Source organism: Psychroserpens sp. NJDZ02, assembly GCF_004843725.1.
Taxonomy (GTDB): domain Bacteria; phylum Bacteroidota; class Bacteroidia; order Flavobacteriales; family Flavobacteriaceae; genus Olleya.
Genome location: NZ_CP039451.1, coordinates 1,943,703 through 1,964,982 on the forward strand (window position 1 = coordinate 1,943,703; position 21,280 = coordinate 1,964,982).

Annotated in this window: 20 protein-coding genes and 1 pseudogene; 10 read left to right on the plus strand and 11 right to left on the minus strand. The window is 32.9% G+C overall.

Going from position 1 to position 21,280, the window contains the following annotated elements; translation table 11 throughout:
* The first annotated feature begins 11 nt into the window (after positions 1-11).
* The 4 genes from E9099_RS08430 (at position 12) to E9099_RS08445 (ending at position 4,916) form a co-directional block, all read left to right on the plus strand.
* Entirely contained in the window at positions 12-1,382 is a 1,371-nt protein-coding gene (locus E9099_RS08430; protein WP_136583216.1) for a DUF5689 domain-containing protein, read from the plus strand.
* Positions 1,383-1,451: 69 nt separating this feature from the next.
* Positions 1,452-1,838, plus strand: a complete 387-nt coding sequence (locus E9099_RS08435; protein WP_136583217.1) for a hypothetical protein — start codon at positions 1,452-1,454, stop codon at positions 1,836-1,838.
* A gap of 222 nt (positions 1,839-2,060) precedes the next feature.
* A complete protein-coding gene (locus E9099_RS08440) occupies positions 2,061-3,752 on the plus strand; it encodes an OmpA family protein (RefSeq protein ID WP_136583218.1) in 1,692 nt (563 codons plus the stop codon).
* Positions 3,753-3,797: 45 nt separating this feature from the next.
* Positions 3,798-4,916: a hypothetical protein gene (locus tag E9099_RS08445; RefSeq protein WP_136583219.1), complete on the plus strand. Its 1,119-nt coding sequence runs from the start codon at positions 3,798-3,800 to the stop codon at positions 4,914-4,916.
* A gap of 751 nt (positions 4,917-5,667) precedes the next feature.
* Here the strand turns inward: E9099_RS08445 and E9099_RS08450 are convergent.
* From E9099_RS08450 to E9099_RS08465, 5 genes are all read right to left on the minus strand, one after another.
* Positions 5,668-6,057 (minus strand): plastocyanin/azurin family copper-binding protein, encoded by a 390-nt coding sequence (locus E9099_RS08450; protein WP_136583220.1) that lies wholly within the window; start codon positions 6,055-6,057, stop codon positions 5,668-5,670.
* 28 nt (positions 6,058-6,085) lie between these two features.
* Positions 6,086-6,634, minus strand: coding sequence for a carboxymuconolactone decarboxylase family protein (locus E9099_RS08455; RefSeq protein WP_101202064.1), 549 nt, complete (start codon positions 6,632-6,634; stop codon positions 6,086-6,088).
* Positions 6,635-6,660: 26 nt separating this feature from the next.
* Complete coding sequence (locus E9099_RS19180) at positions 6,661-6,828, minus strand: hypothetical protein (protein WP_168800730.1); 168 nt, start codon at positions 6,826-6,828, stop codon at positions 6,661-6,663.
* 133 nt (positions 6,829-6,961) lie between these two features.
* Complete coding sequence (locus E9099_RS08460; RefSeq protein WP_136583221.1) at positions 6,962-7,789, minus strand: helix-turn-helix domain-containing protein; 828 nt, start codon at positions 7,787-7,789, stop codon at positions 6,962-6,964.
* A gap of 35 nt (positions 7,790-7,824) precedes the next feature.
* Positions 7,825-8,730 (minus strand): histone deacetylase, encoded by a 906-nt coding sequence (locus tag E9099_RS08465; protein ID WP_136583222.1) that lies wholly within the window; start codon positions 8,728-8,730, stop codon positions 7,825-7,827.
* A 130-nt stretch (positions 8,731-8,860) separates the two neighbouring features.
* On the opposite strand from E9099_RS08465, the gene E9099_RS08470 reads away from it, so the two are divergent.
* Both E9099_RS08470 and E9099_RS08475 read left to right on the plus strand, forming a co-directional pair.
* Positions 8,861-9,205, plus strand: coding sequence for a hypothetical protein (locus E9099_RS08470; RefSeq protein WP_136583223.1), 345 nt, complete (start codon positions 8,861-8,863; stop codon positions 9,203-9,205).
* 93 nt (positions 9,206-9,298) lie between these two features.
* Positions 9,299-9,799, plus strand: coding sequence for a hypothetical protein (locus E9099_RS08475; RefSeq protein WP_136583224.1), 501 nt, complete (start codon positions 9,299-9,301; stop codon positions 9,797-9,799).
* Positions 9,800-9,857: 58 nt separating this feature from the next.
* Here E9099_RS08475 and E9099_RS08480 read toward each other — a convergent pair whose 3' ends face one another.
* From E9099_RS08480 to metG, 4 genes and pseudogenes are all read right to left on the minus strand, one after another.
* The gene (locus E9099_RS08480; RefSeq protein WP_136583225.1) at positions 9,858-11,975 is read right to left on the minus strand and encodes a Tex family protein; all 2,118 of its coding nucleotides are present in this window, start codon (positions 11,973-11,975) and stop codon (positions 9,858-9,860) included.
* Between the two features lie 134 nt (positions 11,976-12,109).
* Positions 12,110-12,817 (minus strand): OmpA family protein, encoded by a 708-nt coding sequence (locus E9099_RS08485; RefSeq protein WP_136583226.1) that lies wholly within the window; start codon positions 12,815-12,817, stop codon positions 12,110-12,112.
* Between the two features lie 5 nt (positions 12,818-12,822).
* Positions 12,823-13,293, minus strand: coding sequence for a lipocalin family protein (locus E9099_RS08490; RefSeq protein WP_136583227.1), 471 nt, complete (start codon positions 13,291-13,293; stop codon positions 12,823-12,825).
* 707 nt (positions 13,294-14,000) lie between these two features.
* Positions 14,001-16,067 (minus strand): annotated as a pseudogene (metG, locus tag E9099_RS08495) (methionine--tRNA ligase); the annotation flags it as partial.
* A gap of 54 nt (positions 16,068-16,121) precedes the next feature.
* Here metG and E9099_RS08500 point away from each other — a divergent pair.
* The 4 genes from E9099_RS08500 to E9099_RS08515 all read left to right on the plus strand — a co-directional run bounded on the left by E9099_RS08500 (position 16,122) and on the right by E9099_RS08515 (position 19,079).
* Positions 16,122-17,129 (plus strand): LD-carboxypeptidase, encoded by a 1,008-nt coding sequence (locus tag E9099_RS08500; protein ID WP_136583229.1) that lies wholly within the window; start codon positions 16,122-16,124, stop codon positions 17,127-17,129.
* The gene (locus tag E9099_RS08505) at positions 17,130-17,489 is read left to right on the plus strand and encodes a YraN family protein (RefSeq protein ID WP_136583230.1); all 360 of its coding nucleotides are present in this window, start codon (positions 17,130-17,132) and stop codon (positions 17,487-17,489) included.
* A gap of 82 nt (positions 17,490-17,571) precedes the next feature.
* Positions 17,572-18,282 carry a zinc metallopeptidase gene (locus E9099_RS08510; RefSeq protein WP_136583231.1) on the plus strand — a complete coding sequence of 237 codons (711 nt, stop codon included), beginning with the start codon at positions 17,572-17,574 and terminating at the stop codon, positions 18,280-18,282.
* An 80-nt stretch (positions 18,283-18,362) separates the two neighbouring features.
* The gene (locus tag E9099_RS08515; RefSeq protein ID WP_136583232.1) at positions 18,363-19,079 is read left to right on the plus strand and encodes a Bax inhibitor-1 family protein; all 717 of its coding nucleotides are present in this window, start codon (positions 18,363-18,365) and stop codon (positions 19,077-19,079) included.
* 256 nt (positions 19,080-19,335) lie between these two features.
* Here the strand turns inward: E9099_RS08515 and E9099_RS08520 are convergent, their stop codons facing one another.
* Complete coding sequence (locus E9099_RS08520) at positions 19,336-20,019, minus strand: response regulator transcription factor (RefSeq protein WP_136583233.1); 684 nt, start codon at positions 20,017-20,019, stop codon at positions 19,336-19,338.
* Positions 20,009-20,812 carry a sensor histidine kinase gene (locus E9099_RS08525; RefSeq protein ID WP_240788978.1) on the minus strand — a complete coding sequence of 268 codons (804 nt, stop codon included), beginning with the start codon at positions 20,810-20,812 and terminating at the stop codon, positions 20,009-20,011. The genes E9099_RS08520 and E9099_RS08525 overlap by 11 nt, the downstream gene beginning before the upstream one ends.
* Positions 20,813-21,280: the final 468 nt, after the last annotated feature.

Sequence of the window (21,280 nt, forward strand, 5' to 3'; positions counted from 1 at the left end):
ATTTAAGAACAATGAAAACATACCAAATAGCATTATTGATAACTAGCCTGTTTATGGGTTTTAGTTGTGTGCAAGATGATGATTTTGATATACCTACTAGTCTTGCGGGAATTACAACGTATCCAAATGAAGACGCTCAATTTAATTCAATTAGCGCCATTTTAGGAAATTTTGGGACAGGTAATGGAGATCCCGTAATCTATGAAGAGGTAACAGAAGGGGTTTCTGAAAAATATACAGAAGGCTATGTGGTCTCGAGTGATGAGGGTGGTAACTTTTATAAGCAGCTAGTGATACAGGATGCTCGGGAAAATCCGACAGCAGCCATTATAATTCAAGTGGATAAAAACCCTATGTTCACACAGTACGAATTTGGACGTAAAGTGTATGTTAGACTAAACGGGTTAGCCGTAGGGGAAAGTAATGGAGTGATCCAGCTAGGTCGATTGGAAGGTGATCAGTTAGAGCGTATTTCAAGTACACAAGTAACCGAATATATTAAAAGGACTGATGTGGTTGCTACTATTGTGCCAAAAAACGTTTCTATTGTGGATTTTTCTGACGGATTAGAAAGTCAATACATTAGACTAAATAATATGAGATTTGATGATAATCTCGTGGGGCAGACTTTTGCTTCAGAAATTAATGATAGTTTTAATGGAGAGCGTTTAATGTTTAATTGTTTAGGGAATAGTTTTGTTTTAAGTACAAGTACCTTTTCAGATTTTAAAAGTGTGACCTTACCCGAAGGAAGAGGATATCTTGATGGGGTTTTGACTAGAGACTTCTATGACGACTTTTATACAATCTATGTAAACACACCAGAAACTGTACAATTTAATGATCAGGATCCTTGTCCTGAGCCTTTGTTAACCGCTTATTTTACAGCAGCGTCAGATAATACTAATTTTAATTTTGAAGGATGGTTAAATAGTACTCAGGAAGGCAGCGAATCATGGACAGAACAAGTCTACCAAGGGAATGGATTCGCTGAATTTTCGGCATTATCTTCAGGGGATGCAAGTAATATAGGGTGGCTTATTTCTCCAATGCTAGATTTAGATCAAGGGGATGGTGAAATGTTAACTTTTCAAACAGAACATGCGTATCCAGATGCCGGACATGACGCAATAAAAGTTTATATTTCCACAAATTTTGATGGGACACAAGCAGGTATTTTAAATGCGACTTGGGAAGCGTTAGATTTTACGTCAAGTTTAGAGGCTAATTTTGATAACTGGTTTACTTGGACAAGTTCTGGAGATATAGACTTATCAGCTTATTCTGGAGCGGGTTACATTGCTTTTGTTTACACAGGAAGTGATACTAATAATTTAAACTCAACGGTACATTTGGATAACGTATTTGTAACAGCGCAATAAAATAATTTTAATTTTTAATCTAAAAAGTAAGTCACTCGGTTGGACGTAGGTGACTCATTCTAATAATTTATGAATAATAATAATACATTTGATCAGTTTTTCTTTACTGTATTTACAGCTTTTAAAACAAAGTTTAAACAAAAAGCTAATACAATAGCTTTAGTTTATATTTCTATATTACAAATAGCCTTGTGCTTTTTGTTGGGAGTGTTTATTGCTACTTTTTTAACAAAAATGAATGCGTCTACAATCTCAAGTGAAAAAGCTTGGACATTATTTGTGCTTTCTGCTATGGCTATTCATTTTAAAAATTGGTTAAATTATAATGGGAAAGCTAGGAAGGTTTTAAATGCTAAGTTTAATAAAAGTAAAACAAAGAAACATAGCCTAATAATGTTGTTTAGTTTACCATTTGTATGTTTAATACTTGGGTTGATTCTACTTCAAAGTTTATAGTTTTAAATTTTCACTACAATAACAAAGCCTGCTAATTATAGTGGGTTTTCTTATATAAAATGAGGAGTCATAATTTAAAAATAGCAAATCATTCAGCGATATGTTTTTAATCCAGATTTTTATATTTAAATTTAGCGGCTATTTATCAGCATAATATAATTTTTAAACAAATTAACTTATGTCATAATTAACTAATGTGACATAGTAAAACACTGAAAACTAATGAAAAATGTACTAAAATTGCTATTAATTGGATTGTTTCCATTTGTGTTTACAGCAAATGCTCAACAAGATGATTCTAATTATTTTCAATTATCACCAAGAGTAGGTTATGACTTCCCAAGTTATAACAGTAATACACCATTTATTGATTATAAAGGAGGCTTGGATTTGGGATTGTCTTTAGATTATTATTGGAATTGGTTTGGAGTAGGGTTTGATTTTGATTACATCAAAAACACTCCGGAAAGCACTTATCCAACGGAAGATATTTATAATACAGATCGAACACTTTTAAGTGATTTTAATCTTACCGAGAATAATATTTCTAGAGTGTTTTATGGAATTGGACCAAATTTTCAATATAGAAGTTTTTCTAGAAAGTTTACAGCAGAATTGAATACGCGTTTTGGATTAGCGTCAATTGAAGGAGGAAGAACTTATTTAGAAAGTACATCACCTGCAATTCCTTTAAATTTTCACTCAGGATATAAGGATTCTGGGGTATTTAGCTTTAAAGGTCAATTGCGTTTTACTTATTATCTAAATGCTAATTGGGGTATTAATACAGGTGCGTATTACATGCGTCATTTTGATACTCAAGATTTAGTTGATACGCCTTTAGCGGCTTCTTCACTTTACCACCCGTTAGTCTCTAGTAGTTTAGATTCTGATGGTGCATTTAAAAAAGCTGAGCCATGTGATTGTGATATTTCTTCTGTTGGCGTTTTTGCAGGATTAACTTATAAGTTTGTAAAAAGAGAAAAAACAAAAAATTATAAATGTAATATAACAGTTACAGCTAAAGATAGATTTTCGCACGAAGTTTTACCAAATACGGATGTGGTTTTAAAAGATTTGTATGAGAAGATAGTAGAAACAGGTAAAACTAATTCTTATGGAGTTGTAGTGTTTAATAATGTGCCCCAAAACGATTATATATTAGCAGGAAAATTTGAGGCTATAGATCTAGAAGAAACGGCAGTGCTAAAAGACGAATTTATTGATTGTAATAAAGACGGTAGTGGTATGCAAAAAGAAATTCTGTACAGTGATTTGAACTTTGTGCTAAGAGGAGATGTTGTAGAGTGTAATACAGCTATAGGTATTCAAGGTGTTGAAATTATTTTAAGAAATGAAAATAGACCTGGAGAGAAAAGTGTTTTATCGGATGTTGATGGCGATTTTATGTTTTATTTAAAACAGGCTTCTGGTTTTGTTTTAAGGGGGCGAAAAGATGGTTATTTTTCAAACGAAGTCTCTATTTCTTCAAGTGATTATGATAGAAATAAATCATTATTTGTGGACTTTCATATGTGTGTAAATCCATGTGGTCAGTCAATTAAGTTAGATAATATTATTTTTGACTTAGGGAGATGGGATATTTTAGCAGCAGCAAGTCAAGATTTAATTTACGTTGTAGAGTTAATGGAAGATAATCCATCAATTAAAGTAGAAATGTCATCGCATACAGATGCGAGAGGTCGCGATGATTTTAATCAAGTATTGTCTCAGAAACGAGCACAATCTACAGTTGATTACTTACTAACAAAAGGAATTTCAAGAGAGCGTTTATTAGTTCGTGGAGCAGGTGAATCAGAATTGTTAAATCGATGTAAAGATGGTGTAGATTGCACAGAAGAAGAGCATACAGTTAATCGTAGAACAGAATTTAAAGTAATCTGTTCAGAATAAATGTATAAGTTTTACAGATAAATCTATTTTTAATAAAAAAACAAAATGAATACAAAATATAAAATCAATAAAAACACTAATTTAAAACTAGAGTTTTTTAAAGTGTCAAAATTAGTAATACTAGCTGTTGTTTTTCTATTTAATACAGCATGTAATGATGAAGAGTGTGAGTTTGATGAAAGAGAAATCGCTTTAACACCTGGTGTAATTAGTTGTGCACCAGTATCAGTCTTAAACTTATCTACAGGTGTCGATGTAGAAGGTAATGTTATAGAGGCCGCTTATGGTGCTCAAGACCCATTTTGGAGAATATTAAATAATCCACCAAATATTACTAGTGGAGTAAATCTTCCATGTTCAGATCCTATACTTGATTCTTTTTCGGGCTTAGGCTATGTCGTTAGTCTGGATGATGGTGGTGTTGATAGTTGGGTAGATTTGGAAGGGGCATCTGCTATTGCTCCGTTCGACTTAGGTCCTGATGGGGATACTTATAATTGTGATGTGCCTTTTTCACTTCCAATTACTAATTTAATTAAGGTGCCTTATGTTTTTGAGCGTTCCTTTTGTATGTCGTCAGATGCAAGCGTCGATTTTTCTTTAACTTATACGGGGACTCAAGAAGTTAGCTTGAAATTAATAGATAATGTTACAAATAGTGTTTTAGATACAAGTCCGGCATTTGGTTCTATGGGGGTCTTTCAAACCTGGTTAGTGAGTGGTTTGTCTTTGACTGCTGGTAGTTATAGTGTTCGTGCAGAATTAATAAAGAATAGTAGAACTGGAAGATTAGGTTTTTCAGTATTGGGAGATATAACTATTGCTAATGGTGACTTGGCTTTAACTAATAATTTAGAAGGCTGTTGTGATAATAATGTTATTAGTGTTTTAGCGATTAGTGAAAGTGACTGTGATAGATCGTTTAATTCTAGAGAAGATACTGTAGCTAGCTGGAAAATAAACTTATTTAATAGTTTAGGTGAAGATATCAGCAGTGGAGCTACAGATATAAACGGAAATTTTTTCTTTTCTGGTTTAGCGGACGGAACTTACACCATTGAGGTTAGAGCTGGAGCTGCTTACGCCGAACCATTAATTACAGAGACGGTAACAGTTTTGAACAATGAAGTTAAAATTGTAGAATTTTATAACTGCCAACTTTAATAGTATTAAGTTAGGATGGCTAAAGGTGGTTGCAGGAGGCTTGAGTTAGGCATCTGCAATGTCATGTTTTATACTCCGAAGTTTATAGTTTAAGATATTTTATTACGATTACAATTACAAAGCCTGCTATTTATAGCGGGCTTTTTTTTACTCTAATTAAATCTTGATTGGTTCTATAAAAACTAGTAGTTATGTATTGCTGTAGTAAATGATTTGTTATATACATCTTTGGTTATGTATTAATAAATCTCTAATTACTTATAAGTTTTTTAGTGAAAAAGGTTAGCAAAGTAACCCCTTTTTTATACATGTATAATTAAAAAATAAGACTGTTAATTATGAGAAATTATTCCTGTTTTGTGTTTGCTTCGGTATTTGTTATAATTGTAAGTCAAAGTGATACAATGACTTTTTAGTTATAATAACAACATGCTTTATATAGCTTATATAGAAGGTTTAGGCTTGCGTTTATGATTAGATTGGAATTGGTTTTGGTGTTAATTCTGTAAAAATTCAATTACAAAGACAATATCCAATAGGTGATTTTTACGAGACATCAGGAGTGGTAGTTACTGATTTTAATTTAGTAGATAATAATATAGCTAGACTATTTTTTTTGTGTTTGGTTAAATTTTTAATTTAATAGTTTGTTTATCTAGTCATTGCAATTGTGGTTTTTTTGAAAACGCATAAATTCCTGTCTGGCGTAATCGCAGACAGGAATTTTTAGATCAACTTAAAATTTGATGTTTTACTGTACAGTTAATGTGTACTGTGGTGTTTTGTTTAATGGGCAAAAATAGGTATACTCTCCTTTTGCTAATGTTGTAGCGCTAGATGTTTGTGTTTCTCCATCCTTAACAACACTAGTTACATAAGCTGTTTTAATGTGATTTTCTGGATTAGAAGCATCAGCACCTTTTTTGATTAGTACAAAGCCAACATCTGTTCCAACAGCGTTATTTGCTATTTCAAAAATATAAGTACCTTCACTTATCGTTACTCCTTTTTGAGTAAACTCACCTGTAGTTTGCTCTAATGCTACTGTTTTTACAGCATCATGTTTCATCATTTTGTCTTGTGCATTAACAGATACTAAAAGTGTTAATGTCAATACTAAAGTTGCGATTAATTTTTTCATTGTTATTTGTTTTTAAGGTTATAATTAATTAAGATATTACTGTTTCTAATGGTTGTGCTACTGGAAAATCTACAGGGACTTGTGTTGTATTATGGATGTAGTTAGAGATTGTTTTGTCACCAACTAAAGCAATAACATCAATTAAATTTCCGTGGTTATAACCAGCGTCTAAAAAGTTGTTTAAGATAGTTGCATCTGTTTTTCCTCTAGTTTCTGTAATGTTTTTAGCTAAAGCAGCTAACGCATTAAATTTAGTGTCAAAAGAGGCTTTTCCTGCTCTTAATTCTAAAATTTGGTCGTCTGTAAAGCCATTCATCTTACCAATGGCCGTGTGTGCAGATAAACAGTAAATACAGCTGTTTACTTCGCTTACAGCAAGATTTACTACTTCTTTTTCTTTTGCTTTTAAAGATGTTTTTGCATTTGCAAAATTTAAGTAATTCTCTAAAGCTGTTTCGCTATTTGCATAGGTTGCGTATAAATTTGGTACAAATCCAACTGCTTTTTCTAATTGGTCAAAAATAGCTTGATTAGTTGCGTTTACTTCGTCTCTTTTAAGTGCTTTAATAGGTGTCATAATTTTATGTTTTTAATGTTGTGTTTTTATATAATTGAATTGTCAATAATTCCTTTGTCGATTTCTGCGTCACAATAGTAATCGTGTAATTGTTTATGCTCACAATGTTCTTGTGGGTTGATGGATTTGGTTAGCTTTCTTTTTGCTTTTGTAAAGATTTCAATTAAATTGAATATAGATATGGTCGTTTTCATAATGCTGTTGTTTTTATATTACAGTGCAAAGATGCGACGCGAAAGCGGGTTTTAAAACGACGATATTACCTTAGTAGTTGTCGATTTTTCCCAAATTGTATTTTTATGAAGACATTGTGCCTTTAAATAGAGCTTATAAACCCTTTTTAAAATCAGAAAGGGTAATGCTAGTTTGTTTTTTAAATAATCTGCTTAAGTGTGAAGCATCCTCAAAACCAATATCGTAAGCAATTTGCTTAGCAGTTTTATCAGTATACATTAATTGGCGTTTGGTTTCTAATACCAAACGTTCATGAATAATTTTTAAAGGGCTTTGTCCTGATTTAGCAAAGCTATTAGATAGTGTTTTTGGAGACTTAAATAATTTTTCTGCGTAAAAACTAACTTGATGGGCTTCTTTAAAATGGGTTTCTACTAATAAGTTATACTGTCTTAATGTTTCGTCTGTAGCTTTGGTAAGTATTGAAGTAGGTGTTTCGTTTTTTAGTAAACGTGTCGTTTTAATTATAAAGCGTGCTAATAACATTCTAAGCATTTCGGCCTGAATAGTATCTTCTGTTTCGATTTCATCTAAAAACATATCATGAAGTACATTAAATTTATGCTGTTCATTTTCATTTAAAGAAATCACGGGAATAGTATCATTTCCAAAAAATAAAACACCAGCACAACCCACCTCTTTGTCGTGGTCTTTTATGCAATAAAATTCTTGATTGAATTGATAGATTACGCTATCATCCCCATCGATAAATTTAAAATTCTGTATAGGGGTTAAGGATAAAATTTGATGCGGTTTTAAAACCAGGGGGACACCATCTACTTCTGCAGTAATGGTATTACTACCAGTAAGAATAAAGGTGTAAAGTCCAATTTGTTTTGAGGTTGTAAACTGTTTTAAAAGACTTTGGTCAGAAATTTTTAATGTTCCATTGGTAGAAAACTCTGTAAATGTTTTTAGCATAAGTATATAGTCTGATAAACGGGGGTTACATTACATTAAAAATAAATTTCTTGCGCCAATCTAAACGTATTGGCATGCGCTTCTACAATGGTTTTAATGTCTGGACTGTAACCGCCACCCATACTACACATAACTGGTATGTTGTTAGATTTACAAGTTTCTAAAACAAATTGATCGCGTGCTTGGCAGCCTGTAACCGTGAGTCCTAATTTGCCTAATTTATCTGAAGCAATCACGTCTACACCACATAAATAATAGATAAAGTCGGGTTGGAAGTTTGTAATAAGTTTGGGTAATGTGTCATGCAAAATAGAAAGGTATTCCGTGTCTCCAACATTGTTTTCTAAAGGAATATCCAAATCGCTTTGTTCTTTTTTAAACGGATAATTATGTTTGCCATGCATAGAAAACGTGAACACAGTTGGGGCATTTTTAAAAATTTCGGCAGTCCCGTTACCTTGATGTACGTCTAAATCTATTATTAAAATACGTTTTGCTAATCCTTTTTTTTGAAGAAATCGCGCCCCAATTGCTTGGTCATTTAACATGCAAAAGGCTTCGCCACGATTAGTATACGCATGATGTGTTCCGCCAGCAATATTCATTGCGATACCATGTTTTAGGGCAAATTCACTTGCTTTTATGGTGCCATCTGCAATAATAATTTCACGTTCAATTAAAACTTCACTTAACGGAAAGCCTATTTTACGTGCAGCACGCGTATCCAATGTAATATTAAGTAAGTCGTAAAAATACTCAGGATCGTGTACTGCTAATATTGGCGCTTCGTTTAGCATTCTATTAGGTTCAAAAAAATTAGCCTCAGTACAAGTGCCTTCATGGATTAATTGAGCAGGAAGTAATTCGTATTTTAACATCGGAAAACGATGTCCTTCAGGTAATGGATGGCAGTAAATAGGGTGATAAGCTATTTTAAGCATAGGTGAATTGACAGTTTAATTCTTAAATTTAAGGTTTAGTAAGGTCAAAAAAAAATTAAGCGCGTTTTTAAAATTTAGTATCTTCTTAACAATTTATCATATACCTTTGTACTTTAAATTAAAGTATAACATGGCAAGACTTAACTTTTTAGTTATTTCTCTTTTAATAGGGTTGTCTACCTGCTTCACTTCTGAAGTTGAGGTCGCTTCAGTCGTGCAAAATGCTTTTCCGCAACATTCAGTACAAGCTAGTGCAGCCTTACATTCTCAAGGTATAATTGTAAATTCTCAAATTGATCTTACAGTTAACGTACAGCCAGAAGGCAGTATTACTTTTTTTAAGCAATTCGCTTTTGTAAATGCAGTTAGTAAAGAGCAACAAGAAAATTTCTTGGTGTATCAAAAAACTAATACGTCTATAGATGTTGGATTGTCTAAAACACAGATTATTTACCCTTTTCATTGGTTTACATAAGCGCAATACGTTTTTATTAACTATTGCAATACATGTCTTTTCCGTAAAGATAATGTGTTGATTTCTTATACATTAAATCAAAATATTAAAACAATGAAAATTTCATTCACACTACTAGCTATACTAGTAACATTAAGCGTATTCGTCCCTTTTTTTATATTCATCTTTAAAGGTTTAAATAACACTACAAAAATAAAGCATAAAGCCGAAAGCTTATTAAAGCCTAATGGGTTTAAGTACAATCTAAAAGAGGTTTGGAACAATAAATTTATCGGTTTAACCGAAGATAAAAAAGTACTATCCTATATTGCTTTTAAGGAAGAAGAAAACCAAGTGTTTAATTTAGAACTGTCTGAAATCAAGTCATGCGAAGTCATTTCTGACTATAAAAAAGACATAGATAAAGTGACTAGATTAAAACATTTGGATTTAAAAATCTCTTTTCATACCTCAAATAAAGAGGCGGTGGTTATCAGTTTTTTTGATACAGATGAAGCCTTTACAGAAGATTATGAAACACGAAGAATAGAAAATTGGAAAGACATTATTGATAATAACTTAAATGTTACAATCAAGGCTAAAATGGCATCATAATCTTATAAAATTAACAGTAAAAAAAGCATCAACCTATTATTTAGATTGATGCTTTTTTTTATTTGTTTAGTTTTAATTGGATACGCTTTCGCGGAACATCAACTTCTAAAACCTTAACAATAACCTGTTGGTGTAAATGCACATGTTCGTTAACATCTTTTACAAAACTATCGGATAAGTTAGAGACGTGTATTAAGCCACTTTCTTTAATTCCGACGTCCACAAAACATCCAAAATTAGTAATGTTATTGACTATACCGGGTAATAATTGCCCCGCAACCAAGTCGTTTATTGTTTTAATATTTTGATTAAAAGTAAAGACTTTAGCTTCTTCTCTAATATCTAAGCCTGGCTTTTCAAGTTCTTTAATAATATCTTCTAAGGTTAGTAAACCAACAGTATCCGTACAGTATTTTTTTAAATCTATTTTTTTAAGCAACTCTTGATTACCAATCAAATCATTTAAAGTGACGTTTAAATCTTTAGCCATTTTCTCGACTATATTATAACTTTCAGGATGTACTGCCGAGTCGTCTAACGGGTTTTTAGCCTCTCTAATTCTTAAAAATGCAGCGCCTTGTTCAAAAGCTTTTCCGCCTAAACGGGGTACTTTTTTTATCGCATTTCTACTAGTGAAAACACCGTTTTCGTTTCTGTAATTAAAAATGTTTTCGGCTAATTTTGGACCTATTCCAGAGACATAGCTTAATAACGATGTACTTGCTGTATTAATATTGACACCAACACTATTTACACAATTTTCAACTACGACATCTAGTTCTTTCTGTAGTTTGGCTTGGTCCACATCATGTTGGTATTGTCCAACACCGATGGATTTAGCGTCAATCTTTACTAGTTCGGCTAAAGGATCTTGTAGACGTCGTCCAATAGAAACACTTCCTCTAACGGTGACATCGTAATTAGGAAATTCGTCTCTCGCAATTTTTGAAGCCGAGTAAATACTTGCTCCAGCCTCGCTAACCACAAAGACTTGTATGTCATTTTTAAATTTAATTTTTTTAACCAACGCTTCCGTTTCTCTGGATGCTGTCCCGTTTCCTATGGCGATAGCTTCAATATTGTAGGTTTCCGTTAAAGTCGATAGTTTGTTCATAGCACCAATACTATCACTTTTTGGAGGATGCGGATAGATATTTTCGTTATGCAGTAAAACCCCTTGCGCATCTAAGCAAACCACTTTACAACCTGATCTAAAACCAGGATCAATTGCAAGTACTCGTTTTTCGCCTAAAGGCGAACCTAATAATAGTTGTTTTAAGTTTTTTGCAAATACAGAAATAGCAGATGTATCAGCCTTCTCTTTCGCTTTTTGTAACGCTTCATTGCTTAAAGACGGGAATAATAGTCGTTTGTACGCGTCGCTAATGCCTAACTCAATCTGATCTGCGCAGGCGTTTTCGCTTTTAATAATACGTCTATCAATGTTTTCTAACGCCTTTATTTTATCTATTTCAATTTTAACACGAATAAAACCTTCTTTTTCAGCTCTTAAAATGGCTAATAATCTATGAGATGGAATGCGACTTAACGCTTCTTCCCATTCAAAATAATCTCTGAATTTTTGAGCATTTTCATCCTCTTTTTTTGTTTTTACCACTTTCGTGGAAATCATAGCATGACGCTCCAGTTGATTACGTAAATTATTCCGTATATCTGTGCGCTCGTTGATCCATTCTGCAATAATATGTCTAGCACCTTCTAAAGCATCATCAACAGTTTTAATGTCGTTTTTGACGTATTTAAATGCGATAGATTCGACATCATTTGCATTTTGAGACATGATGATTTTTGCTAAAGGTTCTAATCCATTTTTACGAGCCGTTTCCGCTTTAGTTTTTCTGCTTTTCTTAAATGGTAAATATAAATCTTCAAGCGTCGTTAAATCTTTACATGCATTAACCTTTGTTTTTAAATCTACGGTTAAAACATCTTGCTCTTCAAGAGCTTTTAATATTGCTTTTTTTCGTTTTTCTAACGCTTCAAATTCGTCTTTATATTTTACAATGTCTCCAATTTGAACTTCATCTAAGTTGCCAGTTGCCTCTTTTCTATATCTTGAAATAAACGGAATAGTCGCATCTTGATTTAGTAAATCAATGGTGTTTTTTACTGATTTTTCGGGTAGATTGGTTTTGGAAATTATGTATTTTAACATGTTTTGACAGTGTCTTTAATTGGTGATAAGAATGCTATAGTTATAAGCATAAAAAAGACCTTATTAAGTATTTTAATAAGGTCTCGTAATATATTTAACTCTGCGTAATTTTCCGAATAAATTTGAAATTAAATCTAGTTTTCTCCAGATTGTGCTTTAGCATCGTTAATCATTTTCTCATTTGGTAAAATAGCCACATTTACACGTCTGTTTTTTGCTCTGCCTTCAGCTGTTGTGTTATCGTACATTGGTTGTGTTTCTCCAAACCAGTTGGTTGTAAAACGACTACTACTCAGTCCTTGATTGGTCAAGTAATTAGTAACCGCATTGGCTCTGTTTTTAGATAATACCAGGTTGTTTTCTTCACTACCAACACTGTCTGTATGACCAACAACTAATATGTTAGTATCTGGGTATTCTTTGAAAACACCAACAAGTTTATTTAATGATTCTTGTGACTTTGCATTGACACCATATTTTGCAGTATCAAAATAAACACCACTATTTTCGTCAAAAGTAATTACAATACCTTCGTCAACACGCTCTACAACCGCTCCAGGTATTTCTTCCTCAATTTGTTGTGCTTGCTTGTCCATTTTGTTTCCAATTAAGACTCCGGCACCTCCACCAACAACACCTCCAATGACAGCTCCAAGTTCTCCGTTACCACCTTTTCCAATGTTGTTACCAATTATAGCACCTAGAAGAGCGCCTCCTGTAGCGCCGATAACACCACCTTTTTGTTTGTTATTGGCATTTTTTACACTGCTACAACTTGTAAAACTTATAGTTATTATTAGTGTTAATGCTGTGATTGATATTTTATTAAATATAGTTTTCATAGTTTTTATAATTTTATAAAGTTCATGTTAATTGTAAAAGGTTTTTCATCCACGGTTAGTGTTTGTTCCCATTTCATGTTAGTTTCAGAAAGTTGAGCTAATGTTAGTCTAAAACCTTGATTTGTTTCGCTGTTACCTTTGGCGTCTGTTGGTTTTAAAAGGAAATTATATAATCCTGTATTAGGGTCTATTTCCTGAATGGTGAAATTAAAGTTTCTTTCCCCTGTATTGCAATTGGAATCATTAATGGTGTATACACCAGAATTATTATTTGGAATAAATTTCCAAGTACTTTGCTCAAAGCAGGTTTTTGAGACATCATTAAAAAGGGATACTTTATAAGTTCCAGCTTCGCTATAACTTATTGAGTTTATCACCCATTCTCCTTTAATTGTTTTCTTAGATTGTTTTACTGTCTTTGAAGTACCACAACTGAATAGTAGACTTAAAAATAAAACGGTTATGACTTGTTTCATATGTATTAAATTTTGAATTTATTTTACAAAGGTGCGATAATAATTCAATCAATTATTATACTTTTATAAATATCAGTTATATAATTACCACTTGTGATAAAATGAGGGTAACCGTCATGTTAAAACGTTTTAGTTTTATTTATTGATATTACCTTAAGTAGGTTTTTATGTTTCTTGCTGTCTTTTAGAATAACTGATATGATTTTCTGTATTATAGTTATTTCAGGGGTATAGAGTTTGTTTTATTGATACATCGATTTTAATTCTTATTAGAATGGCTTAGCGAGCTTTGGTAGCATTTGTAGTTTAAAGATTTGTATAAAATACAGCTTTTTATTATTGATTTGGTTGGCGTATAATTATAAAACCTATTTGTTGAAAAGTCAAAAGTAGTACCTCGAGCTAATCCAAAATTAATTACAGTAAAATTATTGTATATACTTACTCTTAATGTAGTTGTTAAAACAAATCGAGACACGAATTTTGTACGATGTACTCTGCTAAAAATTAACTGCAAATTTTAGATTCAGTGCATTTTTGGATCTTGTATATATTGTTGCAGTGTTTTGTGTTTAGTGTATTGTTTTCTGTGGAAAGAGTACTAAAAACAAAAACCTATCGATATTGAGTCTGATATGAGGCTCTAGTCAATAGGTTTTGTTGTCCTTATTAAAACTTTAAGTTGTAAAAAATGATTTTATAAAGTGTTAACTAATATGCAGTCCATTACCTACCGTAGCATCATCGGGATTTACAAATACTAATTTTCCGTCAGCATTCTCAGTCATTAAGATCATACCTTGACTTTCAACTCCACGTAGTGCTCTTGGTGCTAAATTAACCAAAACGGTTACTTTTTTACCTATCACTTCTTCAGCTGTAAAGTGTTCTGCAATACCAGACACGATAGTTCTTACATCAATACCTGTGTCAACTTTTAATACCAAAAGCTTTTTAGCTTTCGGCATTTTTTCTGCTTCTAAAATAGTTCCAACGCGAAGGTCTAATTTAGTAAAGTCATCAAAATTAATTTCTTCCTTTTGTGGCTCGACGACTTTATTAGCAGCTTCATTTGCTTTTTTGCTAGCTTCTAATTTGTCAAGTTGAATTTGTATTTGCTCGTCTTCTATTTTGCTAAATAATAACTCGCCTTTACCAATCGTGTGTCCTTCAGGAAGTAATACATCTTTAGAAGAGATGTCACTCCAAGAGTTTTCGGTGGTGTTAAGTATTGTTTTTAATTTAGTCGAAGTAAACGGTAAAAACGGTTCTGATAATGTTGCTAAAGCGCTTGCTATTTGAAGGGCAACATACATGATGGTTTGTGTACGTACTTCGTCGGTTTTTATTAGTTTCCAAGGTTCTTCATCTGCTAAATACTTGTTTCCAAGTCTGGCTAAATTCATTAATTCTTGACCTGCTTCCCTAAAACGGTAACGTTCTAAAGAGCTTTCTATAACTGATGGGTAAGCTTTAATTGTTGCTAAAGTGTCTTCGTCTATTTTAGAAAATTCAGAAGCTGCTGGTACAACACCGTCATAATATTTATTAGTTAAAACCACCACGCGATTGATAAAGTTTCCGAAGATAGCTACCAATTCATTATTATTTCTTGCTTGAAAATCTTTCCAAGTAAAATCGTTGTCTTTAGATTCTGGAGCATTTGCAGTTAAAGCATAACGTAATACATCTTGCTGATTTGGAAAATCTATTAAATACTCAGGTAGCCAAACCGCCCAGTTTTTTGACGTCGATAACTTGTTACCTTCTAAGTTTAAAAACTCGTTAGCAGGGACATTATCCGGTAGGATATAACTTCCTTCTGCTTTTAGCATTGCAGGGAAAATTATACAATGAAAAACGATGTTATCCTTACCAATAAAGTGTACTAATTTAGTGTCTTTATCTTTCCAGTATGGCTCCCAATCTTTTCCTTCTCTAGCCGCCCATTCTTTGGTAGATGAGATATAACCAATAGGAGCATCAAACCAAACATAAAGTACTTTTCCTTCGCCTCCAGGTGCCGGAACTGGGATTCCCCAATCTAAATCTCTGGTTACTGCTCTTGGTCTTAAACCGTCGTCTAGCCAAGATTTACATTGTCCGTATACATTAGGTTTCCAGTCTTTTTTATGGTCTTCTAATATCCACTCTCTTAAAAACGCTTCATGTTTATCTAAAGGTAAAAACCAGTGTTTTGTCTCTTTTAAACTCGGTACATTTCCTGTGATAGCAGATTTTGGATTAATTAAGTCTGTTGCGTTATGGGACGTTCCACACTTTTCACATTGATCACCATAACTTTCTTCATTACCACATTTGGGACAAGTTCCAATAATAAAACGGTCTGCTAGAAATTGATTAGCTTCCGCGTCGTATAGTTGTTCTGAGACTTCTTCTATAAATTCATTTTTATCATTCAATGTTGTAAAAAACTCAGAAGCGGTATCGTGATGTATTTTGGCAGAAGTACGAGAATAATTGTCAAAAGTAATTCCGAATTCCTCAAAAGAATCTTTGATGATTTTATGATATCTATCCACAATTTGCTGCGGAGTGACACCTTCTTTTTTTGCTTTGATAGTAATGGGCACACCATGCTCATCACTTCCGCAAATAAAAGCAACATCATTACCTGTTAAGCGTTTATATCTTGCGTAAATATCTGCAGGAACATATACGCCAGCTAAATGACCAATGTGTATTGGTCCATTAGTGTAGGGTAGTGCTGCAGTAATTGTATATCTTTTTGACATCTTTATTTTCTTTTGAAGACGTAAAAATACGCTTTTTGATAGGGATTGAGAAAAAAAATGTAATTTTACGGTATGTCAAAAAAGAGAATATTACTGATGCTGTGTTGCACTATTTTTTTCTTCGGAAATAATACGGTGTTTGCACAGGATAAAACCGAAACTAAATTGATACAACCAGCCTATTTAAAAGCAGGAGATACTGTTGCTATTGTAGCGCCTTCTGGTGTTTTGCGACACAGATCAGAAGAAGTAAATCGAGCTAAAAAATTATTAGAAAGTTGGAAGCTTCATGTTGTTATTGGTAAAAACGTGTACAGTCAAGCCGATCATTTTGCAGGAACAGATCAAGAACGTTGCGAAGATTTTCAGATAGCATTAGATGATCCTAAGATAAAAGCCATTTGGTCTGCACGTGGAGGTTATGGGACGGTTAGGATTTTGGATAAATTAGATTATACCAAATTTTTAGAACATCCTAAGTGGGTTATTGGTTATAGTGATATTACAGCATTACACAATCAAATACATAATCTAGGTGTGCAAACGTTACATGCTATAATGGGCGTGAGTTTACCTGAAAATTTATCAGATATTGAGGCCAGTATTACAACTTTTAAAAATACACTTTTTGGTAAACCTTTAAGTTATACCTTAAAAGGATCTCCTTTTAATAGAGAAGGAGCGGTTAAAGGTCCGTTGGTTGGAGGTAATCTAACCTTATTACATACTATGTTAGGCTCAAAGGAAAGTTTAGATACGTCAGGAAAAATTCTGTTTATTGAAGAGATAGGCGAATATAAATACCATATAGACCGTATGCTACAAAGTTTGAAACGCGCAGGCTATTTTGATAACTGCAAAGGAGTTGTTGTGGGAGGTATGAGTAGGATGCGTAAAAACACCACGCTTTGGGGGACTTCGGTAGAGCAGCTAATTTTAGATGCCTTATCAGAATATGATTTTCCGATAGCCTTTAATATGCCAGCAGGTCATGAAAAAGACAACCGCGCATTAATTTTAGGACGTGAGATGTCATTAAAAGTAGAAAAGTCAAAATCAACTTTAGTCTTTGACGAATAAATGGCGAGTCATAACGAACTTGGTGAAAAAGGAGAACAACTAGCGGTCGATTTTTTAGTTGAAAACAATTACGACATTATAGAGCGTAACTACCGTTTTGATAAAGCCGAAGTTGATATTATCGCACAAAAAGAAGATGTTTTGGCAATAATTGAAGTTAAAACAAGATCCACAACGGGTTTTGGTAATCCTCAAGATTTTGTAAAACCAAAACAAATCCAACGTTTAGTAAAAGCTGTAGATAAGTATGTGACTTCAAACGAATTAGAGGTCGAGGTGCGTTTTGACATTATTGCGATTGTAAAACAAAACAACCAATTTAAAATCGAACATTTAGAAAACGCCTTCTATCATTTTTAGTTGTAATCTGACAATTTTGCTTGCCATTATATTGGCTTACTTTTTGCTATATTTATGATATCAACTTTAAAATTTAAAAAATATGTTTTCAGGACAAATAGGATATTTTATATTAATCGGAGCGATAGGCTTAATAAGTTCTTTGGTAGCTGGGAAGCTAAAAAGTAAGTTTGCATTCTACTCTAAAGTACATTTACGTAACGGAATGACGGGAGCAGAAATTGCAAGAAAAATGCTAGCAGATAATGGGATTAGAGATGTGGAAGTTATTTCTGTAAAGGGACAATTAACAGATCACTACAATCCGACCAATAAAACCGTTAATTTAAGCGAGGTCGTTTATGGTCATGCCAATGCAGCTGCCGCAGCAGTAGCAGCTCACGAGGTTGGTCATGCGGTACAACATGCCACAGCGTATAGTTATTTAACCATGCGTTCTAAATTAGTGCCAATAGTACAAGTCACTTCAAAAATGTCCCAATGGGTTATTATGGGAGGATTGGTGTTAATGGCAAGTCAAGCTATGGGCGCAGCAGGACAATATGTAGCCATAGCTGGTTTAGTAATGATGGGTTTTGCAACCCTATTTAGTTTTGTAACACTGCCGGTAGAGTATGATGCTAGTAACCGTGCATTAGCCTGGTTAAAAGCTAAAAATATGGTAACACCAGAAGAGTATAAAGGGGCTGAAGATGCGCTTAAATGGGCAGCTAGAACGTATTTAGTGGCAGCTATTGGTGCATTAGCATCGTTATTATACTGGGCCATGCAAATTTTAGGAAGACGAGATTAACAGATAATTAGGCGTCAACATAATTAAAGTTCGGTTTCTTTTTTTACATTTGAATAACTAAAATTAACAATCAATATTTTATGGAAAATAATCATGACAACTATCAAGGGGCAAGCACACATTTAAGTCTTGTTTCTGATGCAGACAGAACTGCATTTTACAAAAAAACGTATGGCCATGTGGCTGGAGGGGTTTTAGCATTTGTTTTATTTGAATATTTACTATTACAAAGTGATGCACTTGTACAGTTTATGTTGTCTATGACACAAGGTTACAAGTGGTTATTATTGTTAGGTGGTTTTATGTTAGTAACAACGTACGCCGAAAGTACAGCAATGAAAACTGCAGATAAAAACAAGCAATATTTAGCTTATGGTATTTACATTTTGGCGCAAGCCGTAATTTTTATCCCTATGATTTATATGGCTGCTTATTATATGGAATCTGGAGGAGAGATACTGCAACAAGCAGGATTAGTAACGCTTGCTTTATTTACAGGCTTAACGGCAGTAGTAATGCTAACAAATAAAGATTTTTCGTTCCTAAAAGCGGGATTAACTATTGGGTTTTTTATAGCCTTAGGGTTGATTATTGCAGGAACAATCTTTGGTTTTGATTTAGGTTTATGGTTTTCTGGAGCCATGTGTTTATTAGCAGCGGGATCAATATTGTATCAAACGTCACAAATAAAAGACAAGTATACAACGGAAGATTACATTCCGGCAGCATTAGGTTTGTTTGCTTCGTTAATGTTATTATTCTGGTATGTACTTAGAATATTTATGTCAAGAGACTAAACACTATTTGGGCGTTACCTATTTTAGCTTTTGATAGATAAAACAGGTCAGGCTTTCACTACTCGCTCTCTGCGAGGAGCTCAGACAGACCGTTCAATCCTTAACGCAAAACACCTCAACATTTATTTATGTTGAGGTGTTTTACGTTAGTTTGAGATTTGTTGAGGTGTTTTAATCTAACCTATGGGTTAGAAAAAATGAAGAATTAAGAAAGTGGTGCAGCATCCTAAGCAGCTTTTTTAATGGATTCTTCTTTTTAATTAAAAGTATCCTTGTCTAAGGATACTAGTTTGTTTTTTAAAGCATAAATAACTAGGCCAGCAACGTTTTTGGATTCTGTTTTAAGTAATAGATTATTACGGTGTCCTTCAACAGTTCTAGGACTTATAAATAAGTTCTCGGCAATATCACAAGTAGTTTGTTGTTGACAAATAAGCTCTAAGACTTCTATTTCACGTTTAGTAAAATAATTAGTATCAAAACTAGACTTTACTTTTTTGTCTGCTGGATTTACAATGCTTTCATGAATGTATTGCATGACTTGTATGTCATAATGAAAGCCTTTAGCTGCCACTTCTTCTATGGTTTTAATCATCAGCGCTGGTGTACTGTTTTTTGCTAAATAGGCAACTGCGCCTATAGAAATCATATTTAAAATAAAAGGTTTACTAAAATAGCTAGTCAATGCAATAACTTTAATATCCGGAAACTCTTTTTTAATAAGCTTAGTGACTTCAACGCCATTAAGTTCTGGCATTTTAAGGTCGGTCACTACTATTTCGGGTAAGGTTTTAGCAGTTCTTAATTCTTGTATTAAATACTCTCCGTTTTCAACGTCAAAAAGGACATCTATAGCTTCATTAGTTTCTAAAATAGCCTTTAGACCTTGTCTAAATAAAAGTTCGTCATCTGCTAATGCAATTTTTATTTTATCTTTCATAACTACAACGTATTATAAATTGACTTCCGTTATTGGGTGTGCTTTCTATTTTTAGTGTTCCTTTTAAAATCTTAACTCTACTTTTTATGTTTTGAAGGCCTATTCCTGATTTCTCGTGTATTTTTTTAACATCAAACCCTTGTCCATTGTCTTGATAGCGTATTACAAAATCGGTCTTATTTTGTTCCATGTAAACGACTAACTCGTTAGCTTTACCATGTCTAATCGAGTTGTTAATTAATTCTTGAACGATTCTAAAGACATGTAGTTGGTCGTTTTTTGATAGTCTAGTTAATGCTTCAACGTTATCTTCAATCTCTATTTTAGTGTGTTTAGAAAAGTCTTCAAATAACTCTTGCAAGGCGGCTTTAAGACCAAATTCATTTAAAATAGGAGGTAATAAGTCGTGTGCAATTTTACGTGCGCTTTCTAAAGTTCCCGTAGTAATATTTAATATTTGCTCTAAAGCAGTTTTCTGTTTCTCGCTAATGGTTTGATCTATCAGTAAAACATTAGTGGTTAGACTTACAATGTTTAACTTAGAGCTGATAGCATCGTGTAAATCTTGAGCAATACGTTTGCGTTCTCTCTCTTGTATAGCAATAGAGGTTTGCAATATTTTTTGCTGATTTTCAAGTTTTAAAGCCGCTTTTTCAAGCTCTTTTTGAATAATTTTTCGTCTTGAATAATGAAAAAATAAAATCAGTCCAATGGTAAGTAACACTAAAAAAATAAGGCCATAGACTAAGGCTACTATTACTTGTTCTTGTCCATCGATAATGTTTTCGTCCATTCTATAAAAATTAATATTAAATATATTAGATATAATATCTTATTGACTAACCAAATCTTCTTAATCGTAGTGTTATTATATTCAGATAGATAATCTCCTAGAATAAATATTAAAGTGCTAGTTGTTAGATAAATTAGGATACCCGCATTTATATAAATATACGCTCCTTTTTTACTTATCGAATTATAGAGGTGAATTATAGAATATATGACAATAGGAAAAGAGGTTATAAAAATTTCAAAAACAAAAAATTTAAAGAAAAGATTAGGGTTATTAGCATAGTGTAATGATAAAATAAATAAAACAAGGATTAAAACAGTATTGACTATTTTTTTTTGAGACGGATTTAATAATTCTCTATAAAATAAAGATAATAGGATAAATTGTCCAATAAAATAAAAGTGTGAAAAGTAAAGATTGTCCTCTGCAAAATACGATAGTGTAGATGTTATGACTACAATAATTAAA

Excerpts from the sequence above, each read along its gene's own strand:
- E9099_RS08490 (WP_136583227.1), bottom strand. The coding sequence starts at position 13,293 with ATGAAACAAGTCATAACCGTTTTATTTTTAAGTCTACTATTCAGTTGT.
- E9099_RS08480 (WP_136583225.1), bottom strand. The coding sequence starts at position 11,975 with ATGTTAAAATACATAATTTCCAAAACCAATCTACCCGAAAAATCAGTA.
- E9099_RS08525 (WP_240788978.1), bottom strand. The coding sequence starts at position 20,812 with ATGGACGAAAACATTATCGATGGACAAGAACAAGTAATAGTAGCCTTA.
- E9099_RS08520 (WP_136583233.1), bottom strand. The coding sequence starts at position 20,019 with ATGAAAGATAAAATAAAAATTGCATTAGCAGATGACGAACTTTTATTT.
- E9099_RS08460 (WP_136583221.1), bottom strand. The coding sequence starts at position 7,789 with ATGCTAAAAACATTTACAGAGTTTTCTACCAATGGAACATTAAAAATT.
- E9099_RS08455 (WP_101202064.1), bottom strand. The coding sequence starts at position 6,634 with ATGACACCTATTAAAGCACTTAAAAGAGACGAAGTAAACGCAACTAAT.
- E9099_RS08485 (WP_136583226.1), bottom strand. The coding sequence starts at position 12,817 with ATGAAAACTATATTTAATAAAATATCAATCACAGCATTAACACTAATA.
- E9099_RS08500 (WP_136583229.1), top strand. The coding sequence starts at position 16,122 with ATGTCAAAAAAGAGAATATTACTGATGCTGTGTTGCACTATTTTTTTC.
- E9099_RS08475 (WP_136583224.1), top strand. The coding sequence starts at position 9,299 with ATGAAAATTTCATTCACACTACTAGCTATACTAGTAACATTAAGCGTA.
- E9099_RS08465 (WP_136583222.1), bottom strand. The coding sequence starts at position 8,730 with ATGCTTAAAATAGCTTATCACCCTATTTACTGCCATCCATTACCTGAA.
- E9099_RS08510 (WP_136583231.1), top strand. The coding sequence starts at position 17,572 with ATGTTTTCAGGACAAATAGGATATTTTATATTAATCGGAGCGATAGGC.
- E9099_RS08470 (WP_136583223.1), top strand. The coding sequence starts at position 8,861 with ATGGCAAGACTTAACTTTTTAGTTATTTCTCTTTTAATAGGGTTGTCT.
- E9099_RS08440 (WP_136583218.1), top strand. The coding sequence starts at position 2,061 with ATGAAAAATGTACTAAAATTGCTATTAATTGGATTGTTTCCATTTGTG.
- E9099_RS08515 (WP_136583232.1), top strand. The coding sequence starts at position 18,363 with ATGGAAAATAATCATGACAACTATCAAGGGGCAAGCACACATTTAAGT.
- E9099_RS08505 (WP_136583230.1), top strand. The coding sequence starts at position 17,130 with ATGGCGAGTCATAACGAACTTGGTGAAAAAGGAGAACAACTAGCGGTC.
- E9099_RS08435 (WP_136583217.1), top strand. The coding sequence starts at position 1,452 with ATGAATAATAATAATACATTTGATCAGTTTTTCTTTACTGTATTTACA.
- E9099_RS08430 (WP_136583216.1), top strand. The coding sequence starts at position 12 with ATGAAAACATACCAAATAGCATTATTGATAACTAGCCTGTTTATGGGT.
- E9099_RS08445 (WP_136583219.1), top strand. The coding sequence starts at position 3,798 with ATGAATACAAAATATAAAATCAATAAAAACACTAATTTAAAACTAGAG.
- E9099_RS08450 (WP_136583220.1), bottom strand. The coding sequence starts at position 6,057 with ATGAAAAAATTAATCGCAACTTTAGTATTGACATTAACACTTTTAGTA.
- E9099_RS19180 (WP_168800730.1), bottom strand. The coding sequence starts at position 6,828 with ATGAAAACGACCATATCTATATTCAATTTAATTGAAATCTTTACAAAA.